At 36.4% G+C, this 20759-nt stretch carries 15 protein-coding genes; 9 read left to right on the forward strand and 6 right to left on the reverse strand.

Annotated features, from left to right (window positions below; all coding sequences use genetic code 11):
• Window positions 1–10: 10 nt before the first annotated feature.
• Together IIF7_RS07515 and IIF7_RS07520 are read right to left on the reverse strand one after the other, a co-directional pair.
• A complete protein-coding gene (locus IIF7_RS07515) occupies window positions 11–3388 on the reverse strand; it encodes a SusC/RagA family TonB-linked outer membrane protein (protein ID WP_084841072.1) in 3378 nt (1125 codons plus the stop codon).
• Between the two features lie 159 nt (window positions 3389–3547).
• On the reverse strand, window positions 3548–4711 hold the full coding sequence (locus IIF7_RS07520; protein WP_084841073.1) for a FecR family protein: 1164 nt from the start codon (window positions 4709–4711) through the stop codon (window positions 3548–3550).
• A gap of 100 nt (window positions 4712–4811) precedes the next feature.
• Here IIF7_RS07520 and IIF7_RS07525 point away from each other — a divergent pair, with 100 nt between their 5' ends.
• Window positions 4812–5396 carry an RNA polymerase sigma factor gene (locus IIF7_RS07525; RefSeq protein ID WP_245801573.1) on the forward strand — a complete coding sequence of 195 codons (585 nt, stop codon included), beginning with the start codon at window positions 4812–4814 and terminating at the stop codon, window positions 5394–5396.
• Between the two features lie 80 nt (window positions 5397–5476).
• On the opposite strand, the gene IIF7_RS07530 is transcribed toward IIF7_RS07525, so the two are convergent.
• On the reverse strand, window positions 5477–6247 hold the full coding sequence (locus IIF7_RS07530) for an alpha/beta fold hydrolase (RefSeq protein ID WP_245801575.1): 771 nt from the start codon (window positions 6245–6247) through the stop codon (window positions 5477–5479).
• Window positions 6248–6314: 67 nt separating this feature from the next.
• On the reverse strand, window positions 6315–7613 hold the full coding sequence (locus tag IIF7_RS07535; RefSeq protein ID WP_084841075.1) for an aminopeptidase P family protein: 1299 nt from the start codon (window positions 7611–7613) through the stop codon (window positions 6315–6317).
• A gap of 288 nt (window positions 7614–7901) precedes the next feature.
• Between IIF7_RS07535 and asnB the strand changes: the two genes are divergently transcribed.
• The 8 genes from asnB to IIF7_RS07575 all read left to right on the forward strand — a co-directional run bounded on the left by asnB (window position 7902) and on the right by IIF7_RS07575 (window position 18328).
• Window positions 7902–9584 carry an asparagine synthase B gene (gene asnB / locus IIF7_RS07540; protein WP_084841076.1) on the forward strand — a complete coding sequence of 561 codons (1683 nt, stop codon included), beginning with the start codon at window positions 7902–7904 and terminating at the stop codon, window positions 9582–9584.
• Between the two features lie 328 nt (window positions 9585–9912).
• Window positions 9913–10575 (forward strand): succinate dehydrogenase cytochrome b subunit, encoded by a 663-nt coding sequence (locus IIF7_RS07545; protein WP_084841077.1) that lies wholly within the window; start codon window positions 9913–9915, stop codon window positions 10573–10575.
• Window positions 10576–10587: 12 nt separating this feature from the next.
• A complete protein-coding gene (locus IIF7_RS07550) occupies window positions 10588–12591 on the forward strand; it encodes a fumarate reductase/succinate dehydrogenase flavoprotein subunit (RefSeq protein ID WP_084841078.1) in 2004 nt (667 codons plus the stop codon).
• A 75-nt stretch (window positions 12592–12666) separates the two neighbouring features.
• The gene (locus IIF7_RS07555; RefSeq protein ID WP_084841079.1) at window positions 12667–13413 is read left to right on the forward strand and encodes a succinate dehydrogenase/fumarate reductase iron-sulfur subunit; all 747 of its coding nucleotides are present in this window, start codon (window positions 12667–12669) and stop codon (window positions 13411–13413) included.
• Between the two features lie 81 nt (window positions 13414–13494).
• Window positions 13495–14652, forward strand: coding sequence for a methionine aminotransferase (locus IIF7_RS07560; protein WP_084841080.1), 1158 nt, complete (start codon window positions 13495–13497; stop codon window positions 14650–14652).
• 29 nt (window positions 14653–14681) lie between these two features.
• Window positions 14682–15311, forward strand: coding sequence for a ligase-associated DNA damage response endonuclease PdeM (gene pdeM, locus IIF7_RS07565; protein WP_084841081.1), 630 nt, complete (start codon window positions 14682–14684; stop codon window positions 15309–15311).
• A gap of 145 nt (window positions 15312–15456) precedes the next feature.
• A complete protein-coding gene (locus IIF7_RS07570; protein ID WP_084841082.1) occupies window positions 15457–16245 on the forward strand; it encodes a hypothetical protein in 789 nt (262 codons plus the stop codon).
• 292 nt (window positions 16246–16537) lie between these two features.
• Window positions 16538–18328, forward strand: a complete 1791-nt coding sequence (locus IIF7_RS07575) for a hypothetical protein (RefSeq protein WP_084841083.1) — start codon at window positions 16538–16540, stop codon at window positions 18326–18328.
• Between the two features lie 420 nt (window positions 18329–18748).
• Here the strand turns inward: IIF7_RS07575 and IIF7_RS07580 are convergent, their stop codons facing one another.
• Entirely contained in the window at window positions 18749–20107 is a 1359-nt protein-coding gene (locus IIF7_RS07580; RefSeq protein WP_084841084.1) for a dihydrolipoyl dehydrogenase family protein, read from the reverse strand.
• 236 nt (window positions 20108–20343) lie between these two features.
• Window positions 20344–20739 carry a DoxX family protein gene (locus IIF7_RS07585; RefSeq protein WP_084841085.1) on the reverse strand — a complete coding sequence of 132 codons (396 nt, stop codon included), beginning with the start codon at window positions 20737–20739 and terminating at the stop codon, window positions 20344–20346.
• Between the last annotated feature and the right edge of the window lie 20 nt (window positions 20740–20759).

A 20759-nucleotide genomic window follows, 5' to 3' on the forward strand; every position in this document is an offset into this window, starting at 1 on the left:
TCTTTTTGATTTACAGGTTAAGACTAATTCCTAATGTTATAGATTTAGCAGGCGGGTAATCCTCTCCGCGAGGAGTTGCCAGTTCTGGATCCCATAGTTTGAATTTAGACCATGTTACCAGGTTAGTCCCTACCAAATACAGTCGTATGTTTTCCATTCGAACTTTGCTTGTTAAGCTTTTTGGAAGGTTATATCCAAAATCAAGCGTTTTAAGACGTAAATATCTTCCGTCTCTTAGCCAGAATGTAGATTCTCTAAAATTGTTTGGGTTCTCTCCATAACTTAAACGAGGATAGGAGGCATTTGGATCTTCAGTAGAAGGATCGCCAGAAATATCTGCGTCTATCCATCGATTATCACCCATAACACCTTTCATAACCTGTCCCCATTCGCCTTCGCTAAAAGCATAAACGGTTTTTCCGTAGGTAGAAAAAGTTGATTTTCCGGCACCCTGAAAGTGTACTCCAAGACCAAATCCCCGCCAGTTAACAGAAGCTCCTAAACCATAAATTAAGTTAGGGCGTCTGGTAGCACCTATAGCTACACGGTCGCCGTCATTAATAACCCCGTCCCCATTTACATCTTTGTATTTAATGTCTCCTGGTTGATATGTACCAAAAGTTTGAGTAGGGCTGTTGCGTATATCATCGTAATCTTCAAATAAGCCCAAAGCAATCAAACCTCGTGATTGGCCTACCCTAAAGCCTTCTTCATTTTGATAGGGATAGACATTGTTTTCTTCGTCTCTTTCAACAATTTCATTTTTGCTATAGGTGATGTTACTTCTGGCGCTAACTGTAAATTCTCCAAGTTGTTTTGTGTATTGAAAACGTCCATCAAATCCTCTAGATTTAACCTCACCAACATTTGCCCTTGGAGTACTTTCTAAACCAACCATAGCTGGTAGAAAATTTCTAGCCATATAAATACCTGTTCTTTCCTCGCTGAAGAAATCGATATTTGCGGTTATGGATTTAGTTTCTATATCAAAACCGAGATTTTGTTTTGTAGCAACTTCCCAGGTAACATAAGAAGAGGCAACCTGAGAGTAAATCATTCCTCCAAAGTATCTGTCTGAACCAAAATCTGCCCATTGATAACCTCCGGTAGGGCCAATGATGTTCCCGTCCTCGTCATAACTAAATAGTTCAGATATGGTGTATAAATAAGGAAAGCGTTCACCATTCATTAATTGATCGTTACCGGCTTTACCATAAGAGTATCTTATTTTGAATAATCTTAGCCATTTAAGATGCTCTTTAAAGAATCGTTCTCCGGCAATGTTCCATGCGCCTGAGATAGCAGGGAAAAAGCCGTATTGTTCTCCTGGAGCAAAGTTTTCTGAACCGGTATATCCAAAATTGAAATTGACAAAATATTTGTTTTTCCAGTTATAAAATACACGTCCTGCCAGGGCTTGATTTCTTCTGGAAATACCATTTTTAATATCTCCTCCTAGATCTACCGTTTGTACAAATGCATCACGAGTTAATCGTATTGCTCCACCAAGATTATGATCTTTTATATTTCTATCATAATTAAGCATAAGGTCGTAAAACTCAAGTCGGTTTCCAGAAGACGAACTAGATTGAAATAATTCACTGGGATCTGAAATATGAGTAAACACTAAATCACCATTTGCATCACGTGCGCGTGCAGCTCTCCACTGTTCTGGCCATTTACGACGTTCAATGTTATTAGAATTCTCGATATCGTAACCAACAATACCTCGCATACGAAGACCTTTTGTGATAAAGCCAAAATCCTGTTCTATCGTAACATTAGTTTGTACTTTGTTAACCCAGTTTTCGTTAAATCCAGTTTGGGTTGCCATTACCCATGGATTGGTTTGATTCCCTGTTCCTACAGAAGGTACATAGCCATTGGAATAAAGAATAGGAGTACGAATGGGAGAATAGCCAAACAGTGAACCCCAAAAATCTGCATCACCTAAACCAGGGCTGTTTCTTTTACTAAGGGAACCGGCAACACCAACTTTGGCAATAGTTGTTTTACTAATATTAAAGTCGGCATTAAGACGATAATTCCAACGTTTATAATTCGCGTTAGTATTGTAATCATCTTTAAGTGTTTGGTCTATTTCATACATTCCGCCTTCGTTAATGTAGCTTCCAGATACATAATAACGGGAAGTCTCACCACCGCCACTCATATTTAAATTGGCACGGTATGTCATAGCGCCATCTCGTAGTAATTGGTCTTTCCAGTCTACATTAGGATATAGATCTGGGTCTAACCCTAATCTTAAAATCTCTAATTCTTCTGGTTGATAAATAGGAGCTTCATTACGGGTAATTCTGGCTTCGTTTAAAAGATTAGCATAGGTAACCCCATCTACAAAATCTGGAGTGATCGTCCTGGTGTTGTAAATAAATTCATCTTTAAAATTGATATTTATTTTTCCGGCACTACCTCTTTTGGTGGTGATCAAAATAACTCCGTTTGCGCCACGGGATCCATACATTGCAGTTTCTGCAGCATCTTTTAAAACAGAGATAGACTTAATGTCCTCTATGTTCAATTCGTTTAAGTCTCGTTCTATATTATCTACTAAAACTAAAGGGTTAGTACCACCACCAAAGGTGGATATTCCACGAATCCAGAATTCTGAGATGTTTCTTCCTGGTTGCCCAGATTGCATCATTCCCATAATTCCTGCTACATTTCCTGCAAGCGCGTTAGAAATACTAGATGTTGGGTTTTGCTTCATATCTTCAACATCTACTGTAGATACCGCACCGGTAACAGATATTTTTTTCTGCCTACCAAAGCCTACAATAACAACCTCTTCTAAACTGTCTGTATCTTCTTCCAAAACAATATTAAAATCTGTTTGGCTGGATACTTCAATTTCTTTTGTTGCGTAACCAACATAAGAAATAACCAGGATAGCGTTTTTGTTGGTGACATTTATAGAAAATTCACCATCAAAATTGGTGACTACACCATTCATGGTTCCTTTTTCGATAATACTCGCGCCGGGTAAAGGCAAATTATCGCCGGCTGTGATAACCTTACCTTTAATCTCGGTTTGCTGCGTTTGCACTATTACATTTGGAGTATTTTTTTTCCTAATTGTAATGGTATTATCGACATTTTTATGAATGAAAACGTTTGAGTTTTTACTAATACGATTTAGCAAAATGTCAATGTTTATCTCTCCTTTTTGTAGTTGAATTTCAGGTGTATCCTTAAAAAGTTTTTTCGAATAGATAAAGGTATAATCGGTTTGCGCCCTAATGATATGAAAAACATCATCTACGCTAGCCAGTTGGTCTTGTGAGATCACTATATTTTCCTGAGAGAAAGAAGTTTTTGTAGAAAACCCGAATACCGTGGTACAAAGTAAAAATATTAATGTTTTCATAAGTAAGAGCAACAGGTCCCGATATCGGAAGCCTGAGTTGAGTAATTTAATTTTCATAAATTTGTTAGGTATTTGTTAGTTAAATTATCTAATATTTACGCCTAAGAGAGACGAAGTTGAGTCCATCGCCAAATGTTTCACTTCGCTCTCTTTCTTTTTTTATTCTATAGTTATTTCATTGTTCTTTATTTTATAGTTATTTATTATTCCAGAATTCTTTATTTGTTCCAATATATTTTCGATGTCTTGATTTTTGCTAAGAATGCCAATAAATTGTTCTTCCTTTAATTCTTGGTTAGAGAAACTAAACTCAACATCATACCATCTAGATAAAACTTTCATGATATCACTAAGCGGCTTATTATCGAAACTGAAAATGCCGTCTTTCCAGGAAGTTTCATTATAAATATCAATCGTTTTCGTAAGGATACTGTTCTCTTCGAAATTATATAAAGCTTGTTGGCCTGGAGACAGGATTTTCTTATGATCCTGATATTTTAAAGATATTTTGCCTTCTACTAAAGTAGTAAAAGTATTTATTTCATCTTTATAAGCCTTTAGGTTAAATTCAGTTCCCAACACCTTAACTTCCTGCTCTTTATTAAGAACACTAAAATCTGCGCCTTTATTTTTATTGGCAGGAGAAACATCAAAATAAGCTTCTCCGTAAACAAGTTCTACCTTTCGGGAATCACCTTTCTTAAATTTACTTGGGTATTTTAATTTACTATCTGAATTAAGCCAAACCTGTGTGCCATCAGATAATACGATTGTAAATTTTCCGCCGCGAGGAACGGTTAAATAGTGATATTCTATATCTTCAGAATTTTTAGCGTCATCGTTTTTAAAATATTCAAGTATACTTCCGTTGCTGCTAAATTCATCTTCTTCATATTTCTCTTGCGCTCCTAATTGAATTTCAGCGCCATTGGCAAGAGTTAATATCGCTTTATCTGTTCCTACTTTAATTTCTTTAGTGATTTCCTGAGATAAATCTTGCTGAAAAATATTTTCTCTAAACAGGTAAACTCCCGTTAAAATTACCGCCGCGATAATGGCGGCCACATATTTAAATGAATAATTTGGCTTTTTAGGGATAGTTAGTTCTTTTCGTTTTTTGATAGATGATAATAATTTATTCACCGCAAGATCTGTGTGAGAATCGTTAATGCTATACTCAATTGCATAATAATCTTTAATAAAAGCTTCTAATTCTTCTTTGTTAGATTGTTTTTTTATCCAGTTAGAAAGCATAGTAAGATCCTTGGCCGTTGCAGTGCCAGTCATATATTTTACTATGGCTTCTTCAATATTCTTGGTCATAATTTAAAGGGGGTATTTATAATAATTACAACTAAAATTTATAAACCCCTTGTTTTATTTTATATTTTATTTAGTATTTATTAAATTTAAGTCGGTTTTTTTGACTATTATAGAATTTATGTACAAGGATAACTACGATCTTATAGAAAGCCTGAAAAATGGAGAAGAGTCGGCCTATTCTTATTTATTAAGATTGTACCATAAGCAATTATTAGTGTATGTGATAACATTAACGCACAATCGTAATCTAGCAGAAGATATTATACAGAATGTATTTTTGAAGCTTTGGGAATATAGAAATAGGCTTAATCCAGATTATTCTATTAAAAATTTTTTATACCGAAGTTGTTATAACGAATTTGTAAATAATTACAAGAAAAATAAAGGCATTACCTATTTTGATAAAGTTTTTTTAGAAACTACAGAAGCTGTTGCGCTTAATAACGATTTTGGTGTTCTTGAGCGAAAAATGGAGATCGTTTTTAAAGGAGTCTCTTTATTACCCGATAAATGTGCAGAGGTTTTTTTGCTTAGTAAAAGAGAAGGCTTAACCAATGTTGAAATTGCAGATTATTTACATATTTCTTTAAAAACCGTAGAAGGGCATCTTACAAAAGCCTATTCGATTTTGCGGGAGCGCTTAGGAGCTAAAATAGAAAGTTTTCTTCTTCTGCTTTTTCAATAATCATTACTACTGAAAAAAACTAAAGCTAATATTATATAAATTAAGACCTGTTTTTTATACTGAAAGCGGACTTTTAAACTTTAGATTTTCGATTGAAGAAACTGTAGCAATAAATCCCTATTTTCAATAAAGGATAGATGCCCATCTGGAAATTCGATGATTTTCGAGTCTGTTTTTTCCCCAATTTCTATAGTGTTTTCTACATCCAGCACCGGATCTTGCATTCCTAAAATTATAAATTTATCGCCTTTAAAGCTTTTTAGTGTTTCAACACGGTCTAATCTATTTTTCATTCCTAAAGTGGCAGCAATAATACTTTCTGAAGTCATTTTTTGAGCTTCATTTTTAAGAATCTCGATTTCAGGCTTAAATTTTTTATTGTTTTCGCTAGTTAAGAGGTTCGAGATTGCCATACTTACAAAAGCCGATTTGTTTTTTGCCACCAAACTGGCAACACGATCACGATTTTCTTTCTTTTCTGGAGTATCTTCAGCAGGGGTAGAATTTATAAGGCCGATTTTGGTTATTTTTTCGGGATATTTTTTTAGAATTTCCATAATTACATAACCACCCATAGAATGTCCTGCGAAACTTGCTTTTTCTATTTTAAGGTGGTTAAGAACTTCAATAACCCCATCTGCCATATTTTCCATAGAGTGGACTTCAGAAATGTTACCAGTTTCTCCATGTCCCAAAAGATCTATAGTAACCACCTGTCTTTTTTGGGAAAGTAATTGCTGGTAGTCCCTCCAAATTTGCTCAGTTTCTAAAAATCCATGTAAAAGGATCAAAGGATTGTTTTTTCCCTTTGTTATAAACTTTATTTGTGTATTTTTATGCTGTATTTTCATAAGCATTACATTAAAAAAGGCCGCAAAATCGATTTAAAATCAATTTCTGTGGCCTTTTTATATTTTTTTATGAATTCATAATCTCCTCAATCTCATCAGCTTCGATTGGGATGTTACGCATTAAGTTAAAAGGTTCTCCTTTTTCCTGAATTACAACATCGTCTTCTAATCGAATTCCAAAACCTTCTTCTGGCAAATAAATTCCTGGTTCTACAGTAAAAACCTGGTTCGCTTTCATAGGTTCGGTTAAAATTCCGTAGTCGTGAGTATCCAACCCAATATTATGCGCTGTTCCGTGCATAAAATATTTCTTATAAGCCGGCCAATCTGGATTTTCATTTTGTACATCGGCTTTATCAAGTAGGCCAAGATCTAACAATTCAGAAGTCATTAATTTTCCAACCTCTTTATGAAATTCGTCCCACATCGTTCCCGGAATTAGCCATTTTGTAGCTTCGGTTTTTACTCTGTTTACGGCATTATAAACCTGTTTTTGGCGATCTGTGAATTTCCCAGAGGCCGGGATGGTTCGGGTCATATCACTAGAGTAGTTTGCATATTCAGCCCCAGTATCCAATAAAATTAAGTCGCCTGGTTTACATTGTTGGTTATTTTCAGTGTAATGTAAAACGTTGGCACTGTTTCCGCTGGCGATAATTGGTGTGTATGCAAAACCTTTTGAGCGATTTCTAATCATTTCGTGCCAGTATTCGGCTTCAATTTCATATTCCCAAACACCAGGTTTGGTGAATTTTAGCACTCTTCTAAATGCTTTTTCGGTAATATCACAAGCCTTTTGCATAAGATCCAGTTCAATAGGATCTTTTACAGCACGTAATCTTTGTAATATAGGATTACTTTTTGCAACGCGGTGGGCAGGATATTTTTCTTTACACCATTTTATAAAACGATCGTCACGAGTTTCTGTTTGGATACTTCCCTGAACTCGATAATGTTCATTTTTGTTGAAATAAATTGTTTCTGCCTGGGCCATAATTTCAAAAAACTTTTTTTCAAAATCCTGTAGCCAGTAAACAGTTTTTATTCCGCTAACCTCAAAAGCTTTTTCTTTTGTAAGTTTTTCACCTTCCCAAACGGCAATGTGAGGATTGGTTTCAGTAAGAAAAAGAATTTCACGATGTTCTGGTTTTGGTGCTTCTGGAAATAAAACTAAAATAGCTTCTTCCTGGTCTACACCACTTAGATAAAATAAATCTCGATTTTGCTGAAATGGCATTGTACTATCGGCGCCAATAGGAAAAACATCATTGGCATTAAAAACAGCTAGGCCTCCGGGAACCATTCGTTCCATGAAGTTTTTACGGTTTTTAATGAATAATTTTCTGTCTATTTGATCGTATTTCATAATTGTAATTTCAAAATTATCCCCAAAACTAAAAAACAGTCTTTACAAAGCCTGTTAATCCAAGGCTAATATTTAATAAACAGGCAATGCTTAGTAAAGGCACAATGAATAATTACGGAAGCTTTACTGCTGAAAAAAATTCGTTATATTTATACTTCGTAAATTTGATTATTTAATCTTATTTTCAAAAAATTATTTACAAATGTAACTGAAATAGATGTTGTGACTTTTTTAATGAAATGTTTATTCGATATTTGTTTCATCTTTAATACTTAAAATTTTAAAACTGTGTGTGGAATTGTTTGTGCGTTCGATTTAAAAGAGAAGTCTGATGATTTAAGACCTCAATTATTAGAAATGGCCAGATGTTTAAGACATCGTGGTCCGGACTGGAGTGGGATTTACAGTAATGATAATGCAATTATGGCGCACGAGCGTCTTGCCATTGTAGACCCAATTTCAGGAGGACAGCCTTTATTGTCTAAAGATGGAAAATTAGTTCTTGCCGCTAATGGCGAAATATATAATCATAAGAAATTAAGAGAGCAGTGCCCAGATTACGAATTTCAAACGGCATCAGATTGTGAAGTTATTCTTGCTTTATACAAACAAAAAGGAGCAAAGTTCCTTGATGATCTAAACGGAATCTTTGGTTTTGCTATTTATGATGTAGAGAATGATGAATATCTAATTGCCAGAGATCATATTGGTATTATTCCTTTATATATTGGATGGGATCATAACGGAACTTTTTATGTAGCATCAGAGCTTAAAGCTTTAGAAGGAAAATGTTCTAAAATTGAATTATTCCCTCCTGGTCACTATCTTTCTAGTAAAGAAGAAGGTTTCCAGAAATGGTATGAGCGTGACTGGATGGAGTATGATGCAGTAAAAGATAACGCTACCAGTATCGAAGAACTTAGAGAAGCTTTAGAAAAAGCGGTACACCGCCAGTTAATGAGTGACGTTCCTTACGGGGTATTACTTTCAGGTGGGCTGGATTCTTCAATTACTTCAGCAGTAGCTAAAAAATATTCAGAAAAAAGAATAGAAAGTGATGATAAAGATGCTGCATGGTGGCCAAGATTGCATTCTTTTGCGATTGGTTTAGAAGGTTCTCCAGATCTTGCAGCAGCGCAAAAAGTAGCCGATCATTTAGATACGGTACATCACGAAATTAAATTTACTATTCAGGAAGGTTTAGATGCGATAAAAGATGTGATCTATCATTTAGAAACTTATGATGTGACCACGATTAGAGCTTCAACACCTATGTATTTAATGGCCAGAACCATCAAGTCTTTAGGGATAAAAATGGTACTGTCAGGAGAAGGCTCAGATGAACTTTTTGGAGGATATCTTTATTTCCATAAAGCGCCAAACGCTAAAGAGTTTCATGAAGAAACAGTACGTAAATTGGATAAATTGCACCAGTACGATTGTTTAAGAGCAAACAAATCGCTTTGTGCTTGGGGTATAGAAGGTCGTGTGCCATTCTTAGATAAAGAATTTATGGATGTAGCGATGCGTATTAACCCGCAGGACAAAATGATTAACGGCGAGCGTATCGAAAAATGGGTACTTAGAAAAGCCTTTGAGGATTACCTGCCAGAAAGTGTAGCCTGGAGACAAAAAGAGCAATTCTCTGATGGTGTAGGATATAGTTGGATTGATACTTTAAAGCAACTTGTAAATTCTGAAGTTACAGATGAGCAACTTAAAAATGCTCACTTTAAATTCCCAATTCAGCCTCCAACAAGTAAAGAAGAATACTATTATAGAACGATCTTCTCTCAGCATTTCCCAAGTGATGCAGCAGCATTGTCTGTACCATCAGTTCCTTCAGTGGCTTGTAGTACACCAACTGCTTTAGAATGGGATGAGTCTTTTAAGAATATGAACGATCCATCTGGTAGAGCAGTAGCAAATGTTCATTCAGATGCATATAAAAAAGATCTTGTAGAAGGTTAATTCTGAATAAAAATAAATGAAAGAGCTATCTGAAATTCGATATTTTGGGTAGCTTTTTTTATGGTATAAAAATGGTGCGAATTTTTTATAATTTGTAGAATTTCAATCGATTGAAAATTTTTTTAATTCCTTCGTTTTTCTTCTTTGAAGTATGATAAATAAAGGCTTTTAGCTATTTTCTGCTTAAATTTTTAAATTATTTGAGATTAAACAAAATTGCGGCTTACTTATACTTATTCTAAATAGCCTTATAAAGAAGCATTAAAGTTTGTCCATAAGTTAATTGGAGTGTATTTTTGCTGTTAAAATTCTATAAATAATCAAACCAATGGGTGGATTTTTAAAATCATCTATCGCAAAAAAAGTTGCGATGGCCTTGTCGGGACTGTTCCTGGTCTTATTTTTACTTCAACACTTTACTATCAATTTAACTTCAGTTTTTAGTGAAGATTTATTTAATGAACTTTCTCATTTTATGGGAACCAATTTTCTGGTACAGGCGGTACTTCAGCCAGTACTAATTTTTGGAGTAATCTTCCATTTTGTTATGGGATTTGTTCTTGAAGCTAAAAACCGTGGGGCTAGAAATGTAAAGTATGTAAAGTACAATGGTGGCGCTAATTCCAGCTGGATGTCTAGAAACATGATTTATTCTGGATTGGTAGTTTTAGCCTTTTTAGCACTACATTTTTATGATTTTTGGGTGCCAGAAATTGTACATAAATATGTAGAATCTCATCCAGAAGATGCTTCAAGATATTATAGTGAAATGATCGTGAAGTTTGAGGATCCAATTAGGGTAGCAGCATACTGTTTATCTTTTGTATTCTTAAGTTTACACCTTCTTCATGGTTTTTCTTCATCGTTCCAATCTATGGGATGGAATAATAAGTACGCTAAAGGAGTAAGAGGCCTTACAGTGGCTTATGCTATAATCATTCCGTTAGGCTTTATTTTTATAGCATTGTTTCACTATATCAATAACCTTTAATTCGCAAGATCTATGTCAATTTTAGAATCAAAGATACCAGAAGGGCCGCTTAAAGATAAGTGGACTAAGCATAAGAATGATATTAACCTGGTAAACCCCGCCAATAAGAGAAATATCGACATTATTATTGTAGGTACTGGTCTTGCAGGAGGTGCAGCTGCAGCTACACTGGCAGAGTTAGGGTATAATGTAAAAACATTTTGTTATCAGGATTCTCCTAGACGTGCACATTCTATCGCTGCACAGGGAGGTATAAACGCTTCAAAAAATTATCAGGGAGATGGTGATTCAGATTACCGTCTTTTTTATGATACTGTAAAAGGAGGAGATTATCGTTCGCGTGAAGCGAATGTTTATCGACTTGCTGAGGTATCTGGAAATATTATCGACCAGTGTGTGGCACAAGGTGTGCCTTTTGCACGTGAATATGGTGGATATTTAGATAACCGTTCTTTTGGTGGAGTTTTGGTTTCCAGAACTTTTTATGCGAAAGGACAAACTGGTCAGCAGTTATTATTAGGAGCATACTCTGCAATGAACCGCCAAATAAATCGTGGTAAGATTCAATCTTTTAACCGCCACGAAATGATGGATCTTGTTTTAGTTGATGGTAAAGCGAGAGGTATTATTGCCAGAGATATGGTTACAGGGGAGTTAGAGAGACACTCTGCTCACGCTGTAGTTTTAGCTTCTGGAGGTTACGGTAACGTATTTTTCCTTTCAACAAATGCGATGGGAAGTAACGTGATGGCAGCATGGAGAGCTCACCGTAGAGGAGCTTATTTTGCTAACCCTTGTTACACGCAAATTCACCCAACGTGTATTCCGGTTACAGGAGATCATCAGTCTAAATTAACTTTGATGTCTGAATCTTTACGTAATGATGGTCGTATTTGGGTTCCGAAGAAAAAAGAAGATGCAATTGCGATTAGAGAAGGAAAGAAAAAACCTACTGAACTTTCTGAAGAAGAAAGAGATTATTATTTAGAAAGAAGATATCCTTCATTTGGTAACCTTGTACCTCGTGATGTAGCATCACGTGCAGCAAAAGAGCGTTGTGATGCAGGTTTTGGAGTAAACAAAACAGGGCAGGCAGTTTATCTGGATTTTGCAAGTGCAATTAAGCGCTACGGGAAAGAAGCTGCTTTTACATCTGGTCACAAAAACCCATCTGAAGCTGAAATTATTAAATTAGGTAAAGAGGTTGTAGAGTCTAAATATGGTAACCTTTTCCAGATGTATGAAAAGATTACAGATCAAAACCCTTACGAAACTCCAATGATGATCTATCCTGCGGTGCACTATACTATGGGAGGTCTTTGGGTAGATTATAATTTACAAACAACCATTCCTGGATGTTACGCAGCAGGAGAAGCTAACTTCTCAGATCACGGTGCTAACAGATTAGGTGCATCTGCTTTAATGCAGGGACTTGCAGATGGTTATTTTGTATTGCCTTACACTATTGGAGATTACCTTTCAAAAGATATTAGAACAGGAAAGATTCCAACAGATTCTCCAGAGTTCGAAGCAACCGAGAAAGAAGTGAAAGACAAGATCGATCGCTTAATGAATGCGGGTGGAAAACATTCTGTAGATACTTACCATAAGAAATTAGGTAAGATTATGTGGGAGAAGTGTGGTATGGCACGTAACGAACAGGGACTTAGAGAAGCTATCGAAGAGATTAAAGCTTTAAGAGAAGATTTCTGGAAAAACGTTAAGGTTACAGGAAGCGCTACTGCAAAGAATGCTGAATTAGAAAAAGCTGGTCGTGTGGCTGATTTCCTTGAATTAGGAGAGCTTTTTGCTAAAGATGCATTGCATAGAAATGAGTCTTGTGGAGGTCACTTTAGAGAAGAATATCAAACCGAAGAAGGTGAAGCTTTAAGAGATGATGAAAACTTTAGATATGTGGCTGCCTGGGAGTATAAAGGAGAACCTAGCGATGCTGCTCTTCACAAAGAAGAACTTATTTTCAATAATATCGAATTAAAAACAAGAAGTTATAAATAGATGCAAGTGTTGAGATATGAGCTGTTACAAATTAGCGACTCAAGACTCAATACTCAATACTAAAATCTAAAGAATATGAAACTTACATTAAAAATATGGCGACAAGAAAACGCTAAGGCTACTGGAAAGATGGTGTCTTATCCAATCGATGGAATCGAAGGAGATATGTCTTTTCTTGAAATGTTAGACGTTTTAAATGAAGAACTTGTTGCTAAGGGTGAAGATCCGGTAGAGTTTGATCATGATTGTCGTGAAGGGATTTGTGGAACTTGTTCGCTTCAAATTAATGGTGAGCCACATGGCCCAGATAGATTGATCACTACCTGCCAGCTACACATGAGAAAGTTTAACGATGGTGATACTATCGTTATAGAGCCTTTTAGAGCCAATGCTTTCCCGGTGGTAAAAGATCTTATTGTAGATAGAAGTGCTTTCGATCGTATTCAACAAGCAGGTGGATATGTTTCCGTAAATACTTCAGGAAACACCATCGATGCAAATAGTATTCCTGTAAATAAACACGATGCAGACGATTCTTTCGCTGCAGCAACCTGTATTGGTTGTGGTGCGTGTGTTGCAGCTTGTAAAAATGCAAGTGCCATGTTATTTACTTCAGCAAAAGTTTCACAATATGCATTACTTCCGCAGGGACAGGTAGAAGCTACAGATCGTGTTATGAATATGGTTCGCCAAATGGATTTAGAAGGATTTGGTAACTGTACTAACACTGGTGCTTGTGAAATTGAGTGTCCTAAAGGAATTTCTTTAGAGAATATCGCTCGTATGAACCGTGAATATTTATCTGCAAGCACAAAAGGATAAAAAATATTTTTTCTGAATAAAACTGATCCCGATTTCTTTTTAGATTTCGGGATTTTTTATGCATATTATTTAAAAATTTTTATGGCTTTTTCTGAATCTCATGTATCCAAACTTCCTGGCTCACCTGAAAACATTTTTTCTAAAATGAGCGGTATGGCAAATCGATATAATACCATAAATATGTCTCAGGGATTTCCCGGTTTTCAAACAGACGATTATCTAAAAGAATTGGTGTATAAAGCCATGAAAGATGGTTATAATCAATATGCGCCTTTAGCAGGAGTTCCAGAGCTTCGAGAAGAAATTGTAAAAAAAATCGAAGCGCTTCACGGTAAAAAATATCATCCAGATTCAGAAATTACTTTAACTGCGGGAGCATCCCAGGCAATTTATTGCGCAATCTCAGCCTTTGTGCATCCTGGTGACGAGGTTATCATTTTTAAACCGGCTTATGATATTTATGAACCCATTGTAAAAACAAATGGAGGAATTCCGGTTCATATTCAGCTTAAAGGAAAGGAATATACAGTAGATTGGAACGAAGTAAAAGCTAAAATTAGCGATAAAACGAGGATGATTGTGATTAACACACCTCACAATCCCAGCGGAACTATTTTGTCTAAAGCAGATATGCTGCAATTAGAAAACTTGCTTAAAAACACCAATATCATCCTTTTAAGTGACGAAGTTTATGAGCATATTATCTTCGATGGAGAAAAGCATCAAAGTGCTTCATCTTTTCCAGAATTATCTGAAAGAGCAATCGTTTGTGCTTCTTTCGGTAAGACTTTTCATAATACGGGTTGGAAAATGGGCTATTGCGTAGCGCCAGATGTTTTGATGAAAGAAATCTGGAAATTTCAGGAGATTATTGTTTTCTGTGTGAATCATCCAATTCAGCGTGCTTTTGCTGAGTATCTTAAGGATTCGGAAACTTACTTGAGTTTGCCTAAATTCTATCAAGAAAAAAGAGATTATTTTCTTGAACAGATTAAAGACACAAAATTTAAGATTATTCCATCTGCTGGAACTTATTTTCAACTTTTGGATTATTCTGAAATTACAAGCGAATCTGATATCCTCTTTGCTGAAAAATTAGTGAAAGAATATCAATTAGCATCGATTCCGGTGTCGGTTTTTAATATCAATAATCAGGATCTAAAGCAATTGCGTTTTTGTTTTGCGAAGGAAAATGAAACTTTAGATAAAGCAGCTGAAATATTACTCAAAATTGGTTAATTTCGACCTTCTTTTTTTGAGTTCTAAAAATGAAAATCACAATCCAAAATAACCATTTTCAGCTGGCGTGTAGCGGCGTTTCCTATTGGGAAGAGCAAAAAGCTTTGCTGGTGGCCGATGTGCATTTGGGAAAGATCTCTCATTTTAGAAAATACGGTAGCGCGGTGCCACAATCGGCAATTCAGACAAATTTTGATCGGTTAGATGAAGCGGTAACCGAGTTCCAACCGCAAAAGATCATCTTTTTAGGTGATCTTTTTCATAGTGCATTGAATGCTGAATGGAATTTATTCGAAAACTGGCTTCAAAAGCAACAAGCTGAAATTATTTTAATTGCCGGGAATCACGATATCATTTCTCCGATTCATTATGAAGAACTAGGAGTGAAAATTCATCAGGAATTACAGATCGGGAACTTCCGTTTAACGCACCATCCTGAAGAAAAAGAAAGTGATTTTAATATCTGTGGGCATATTCATCCCGGTTATCGATTGGTTGGTTTGGCAAAACAACATTTAAAGCTGAAATGTTTCTTCCGAAGGAAAAATCAATTGATTTTACCCGCTTTTGGTGAATTTACCGGAGCATTTTTAATGAAACCTGAAGAAGAAGATCAGGTATTCGTTTGTGCACAATCTGAAGTAATTCGAGTAAACTAAAATTAACTCCATTTTCATACAAAATCAAACTTTAACCTAACACTAACGTTGGTTTATTCAGGCGTTTGGTAATTTCATTTGAAATTTGCATCATCCTGAACCTGTCCATCCGGCAGAATCAGAATGACAACTTAGCTCAAATACTATGAAACCAAAAATACTTGCTGTTCTCAATTTTATTTCCGTAGTGATCACACTTTTTGTGAGTTACTATACGCAGGCCGTAAAACTCAACGGAAATACGATGGGAAGTCTAAGTCACGAATACTTCAATTTATTTACGCCGGCAGATTATGCTTTTGCGATCTGGGGAATTATTTACCTGGGATTGCTGGCATTTTCAGGCTATCAAATTTATCAAGCCTTTGGCCCTAAAAAGGATTTGAAATTTCTTCAGCAAACAAAATTCTGGTTCATTTTAGCGAATCTCTCCAATGCCGCCTGGGTTGTGGTTTGGTTATACGAATACACCGGTTTATCGATCTTTTTGATGCTGCTGATTCTCTTTTCACTTATCAAGATCATTCTAAATACCAATATGGAACGTTGGGACGCGCCTTTTAAGATCATTGCGTTTAGCTGGTGGCCAATTTGTTTATATTCAGGTTGGATTGCGGTAGCAACTATCGCCAATATTGCCGCTTATTTAGCCAAGATAGGATGGAATGGAGGTATTTTTTCTGAAGTACAATGGACGATCATTATGATTGTGATTGTTGCAATTTTGAATATTGTAATGATTTATACCCGAAATATGCGCGAGTTCGCTGCCGTTGGAATTTGGGCCTTATTTGCGATCTATATGCGACATTCTGAAGATCAAACTTTAATTGCTTATGTCGCTCTTGGCGCTGCAATTTTAATCGGAATCAACACCGCTTATCACGGTTTCATCAACCGAAAACAAAACCCAATGTATCGAATGATGAAGTAGTAGTTAGACCGGCTTCGCCTGTTAGATAATAGATTTTTGATCGCTTCGCTTTTGGAGTTTTGAAAATTGAGTTGTCTTATTTCGTCATCCCGGACTTGATCCGGGATCTCATCACTCCTATGAGATTCTGAAACAAAATTCACCAACCAAAGTCAAAGTCTATTCTCTACAATCTAGATTCTAATATCTCAAATCTCACCTCTCAAATCTCAATTCTAAAACCTAAAACCTGATAAATATCATATTTTAAACGGTGGCTACTTTTCATCTTTGGTGATTAAACCTAAAACAAATGAAAAACGCCATATCCCCACATCAATTTCATATTCCGGTGATGGGCATTGCTTATACTATCGATACGCCGGTGAAAGTGGCGCATTTTGGGATAAATTCTTCCATTTCGATTATCGAAGATCACCTTATCGAAAAAATGCGCGAGTATTATTATAAACTCAACAACGAGACTTTTCAGCCTATAACCAAAAAAGAACCAAACTTCAGGGCCAAGCGAATTACAGATTATCTTAATTTGATTAGCGAGGAAGTGAAAAAGAAAGTAGAAGAGGTGAAAACCGCTGCTTTTTCTAGCACTTCAGAGATTACCAAGTATTTCGAAATGCTCCCTGAAGTTTCAGAATTAAAACAGAAATACCTTAAATTTCTTCAGCTTAATGATTCTTCGGAAAAAGAAAATCTGGAATCTGAACTTCGCGAGGAAGTAAAACCCGGTGCAATCGAAGTCAATATTATGACGAAGATTGATAACGATCAGCTTGACGAAAACAAAGAACCGGTAGAGAATGGTTCTGATGCTTTGCAGGCGTTAAAAGGTTATGCTGAAAGTGATTTAGAAAATTCAACTTTGGTATTTTCTGCTGGGATGAATCCAAGATTGTTTAATTATCTGTCTTCTTTTAAAACCTTCAGTCCAGATAAAAACGGAAATTTTCAGAAGGCAATTGCTATCAAAGTCAGCGATTATCGTTCGGCATTAATTCAGGGAAAATACCTCGCAAAACGTGGAATCTGGGTTAGTGAATTCAGAATCGAATCTGGCTTGAATTGCGGCGGACACGCTTTCGCGACCGATGGTTATTTGCTGGGGCCGATTATGGAAGAATTTAAGCAGAAAAAAGACGAATTACAGTCAGAATTAGCTTCTTTATACCGAAGTGCTGTTGCTGAAGAAACCGAAATTTCAGCATTACCAGAAATTAAGATCACCGTTCAGGGCGGGATTGGTACGTTTGAAGAAGACACTTTGCTAAAAGACTATTTCCAGGCCGATGCAACCGGTTGGGGTTCGCCATTTTTGTTGTGTCCTGAGGCAACCAATGTCGATAAAGAAACCCTCGAAAAACTTCAAAAAGCTAAAGAAAAAGACATTATTTTAAGTCATAGTTCGCCGCTTGGCGTTCGGTTTAATTATTTGAAAGGCGCGAGCGGAGAAGAATTCCGAAGAAAAAATCTTTTGCGCAATAAACCCGGCAGCTCGTGTCCAGAGAAACTTTTAGAATCGAATACCGAATTTACCGAAAAGCCTATTTGCACCGCTTCGCATAAATATCAAAAATTAAAACTGAAGCAAATTCAGCATTCAGATTTATCAAATGAAGAAAAAGCGAAGGAAGCCGAAAAGTTGTTTCAGAAAGAATGTTTATGTACCGGTTTGTGCAATAGTGCCGCTAAAAATTACAATTTCAGCTTTGTAAAGAAAATGGATTTTGTGACCGTTTGTCCCGGGCCAAATTTGGCGTATTTCGATGGTGAATATTCTTTGCAGGAACTTACAGATCATATTTATGGGCGTAAAAATGTGTTGGATGGTTACCGCCCGCATATGTTTATTAAAGAGTTGCAGTTGTACATCGACTATTTGAAGGAATTGTTAGATACCACAGATTTTTCGAATAAGAGAGAGGCAAAAAAATTTACACGATTTTCACAGAATTTGGATGAGGGAATCAATTATTACAAGAATCTTTTCTTCGGGAATGTGATAAAAGAGCATCAATTTTTAACGGATTTATTGATCTGCGAAAGCAGAATTTTAGAAATCACTCATCAGGCGGAAGTGGCTTAATTTGATAGATCGCTAAGCTGTTAGATTTGAGATTTTATATCGGCTTCGCCTTTTAGATAAAAAAAACTAAGGTTGAAAATGTTGAATTTTGAATGCTGAAATTTGAATTTAAAAGTGATGTCATCTCGACCGAAGTGGAGAGATCTCTCGTGTTCCGTATTTTTGAATATTAAGATTTCTCCATTCCGCTACACTTCAGTCGAAATGACATTGTTCCCAAATAGGTTTTCTATTGATTTCTCGATACCATTTCTCCTCCCGATTGTTATCTAGAGGAGAAATCAATCGAAGTGATAATTCTTGGTTTTTGTCTCTCTAGTCAATATTTTATTTCCTCATTTCTTGCCAAAGACTTGTTTCGAAAAATCTAAAAGCGCGAGCGATCTAAATTCTAAAAGCGAAGCGGTCTAAAATCTAAAATCACGTCATTCCTTTAATATCATTGCTCCAGGTCGGGTAGGCAAAGATCATTGCTTTTAGATCCTTACAGGAAAGTCCGCCACACATTGCCATCACAAACATATTGATCATTTCTCCGGCTTCGGGACCAACCAAATGGGCACCGAGAATTTTTTCGGTTTTTTTATCTTTAATCACTTTAAAAGCATAATGCCGATTGGCAATGCGTTTAGAATTAAACCAGTTTGGAGCCGACTTGTGTTTTACCACATAATCGAAACCTTTTTCCTTAGCCTGCTGTTCTGAAAGTCCTACGGAAGCCACATTGGGAAGCGTAAAAACTACCGAAGGTTGCGGCGGATAATGGGCTTCGGTTTTATTGTATTTGCCTATAAGATTTGCTGAAACCACGCGCGATTCTTGGGAGGAAAGAGGCGTAAGCGGCAAACCTTCACTATCTGAAACATCTCCGCAGGCATACACATTTTTATTGGTGGTATTTTGCAAATGCTCGTCGACAGCAATTCCTTTATTACTATAAGCAACATTTCCTTTTTCTAAATCTAATTCATCTATCGAAGGAATGCGCCCGGCGGTATTAAAAACCAATTCGGCTTTTGCTGAAACTTCTTCTCCGTCTTTGGTTTCCGCAGTTACTCGAAGATATTTTCGAAGCTTTTCAACTTTAGAAGCTTTCGCATTGAAGATGAATTTAATTCCGATTTTCTCGGAAGCTTCAGTTAGATGAGCTACCATATCTTCATCAAAATTAGATAGCGGTCTTGGTTCTGTATCGATCATTGTGACTTCAACGCCAAGACGAGCAGCAATGTGCGCAAATTCCATCCCGATGTAACCGGCGCCGATAAATATCATTGATTCTGGTAGTTTTTCCAATTCCAGGAAATCATCACTATTCAGCATTAATTCTGCTCCCGGAATTTTTAGCGGCATTGGTTTATTTCCGGTAGCGATCACGATTTTTTTCGCTTTTACCGTTTTTCCTTCTACTGAAAGTGTGTTTTCGTCTAAAAACTTAGGGGACTGGTGGTACATTTTAATACCAAGTTCTGCCAGATCTTTTTCGGTAGCTGCGGGAATCGCTCCAGTGAATTTAAGCTTGAATTTCTGGAGATCTTGCCAGTTAACTTCCGGCATTTTTGAAATTCCCAGTCCCATCATATTTTGGGAACGCTCGATAATTTCTGTAATACCAACCAAAACTTTTTTAGGATCACAACCGCGATTTGGACAGGTGCCACCGTATTCCCGATTATCGGCAATGGCAACTTTACAGCCTGCTTCAGCACAGTCTTTTGCCACGCCTTTTCCGGCAGTTCCGGTACCGATTACAAAAACATCAAATTCTTCTATTCCCATATTTTGTTTTTTAGATTTTAAATCGCTTCGTTTGTTCGATTCTAGAATTTAGACAGTTTCACTTTTAGAGATTAGAGCATAGATTTTGTGAATTAATCTCTCGTCATCCCGGACCTGACTGCCGTCGAGGCAGGCTTGCCCCGGGATCTCATCACTCATATGAGACCCTGAAACAAGTTCAGGGTGACGATCGTCTAATTTGTTCTAATATCTCACATCTAACGTCTCAATTCTAACTACTCACTACTCTTCTTTACTGCCCAAACTTCGTATTCCAGATTTTTCAGTAGAAAAAAGATGAATAGCGCATACAACATTTGTGTCCCTACTGCGCCCCAATCTTCTTTAAAAGCACAGCCGGTAATGAGCATCATTACAAAAATGGCCGTTGCCGCGAATGATTTTTTACTAGCAATCCCGAAAATGATAAACCCACCCAAAATCACTTCAATGAAAGGAATCGCGTAAGCAATCATTTCAACTAACGCCAAAGGAAGCATAGTGCCTTCAAAACCCTGTGTGAGTCCACTGGCAAAAGCTTCCAACTTCGGGATTCTAACAAATCCGTGCAGAAAAAAGTTGATTCCCAAAGTGATTCTGGCGAGCAGAAAAGCGAGTTGGTGGTTAGACATTGCAATTTTTCTTTGAAATT

Source organism: Zunongwangia atlantica 22II14-10F7 (genome assembly GCF_002094855.1).
GTDB classification, from domain to species: Bacteria; Bacteroidota; Bacteroidia; order Flavobacteriales; family Flavobacteriaceae; genus Zunongwangia; species Zunongwangia atlantica.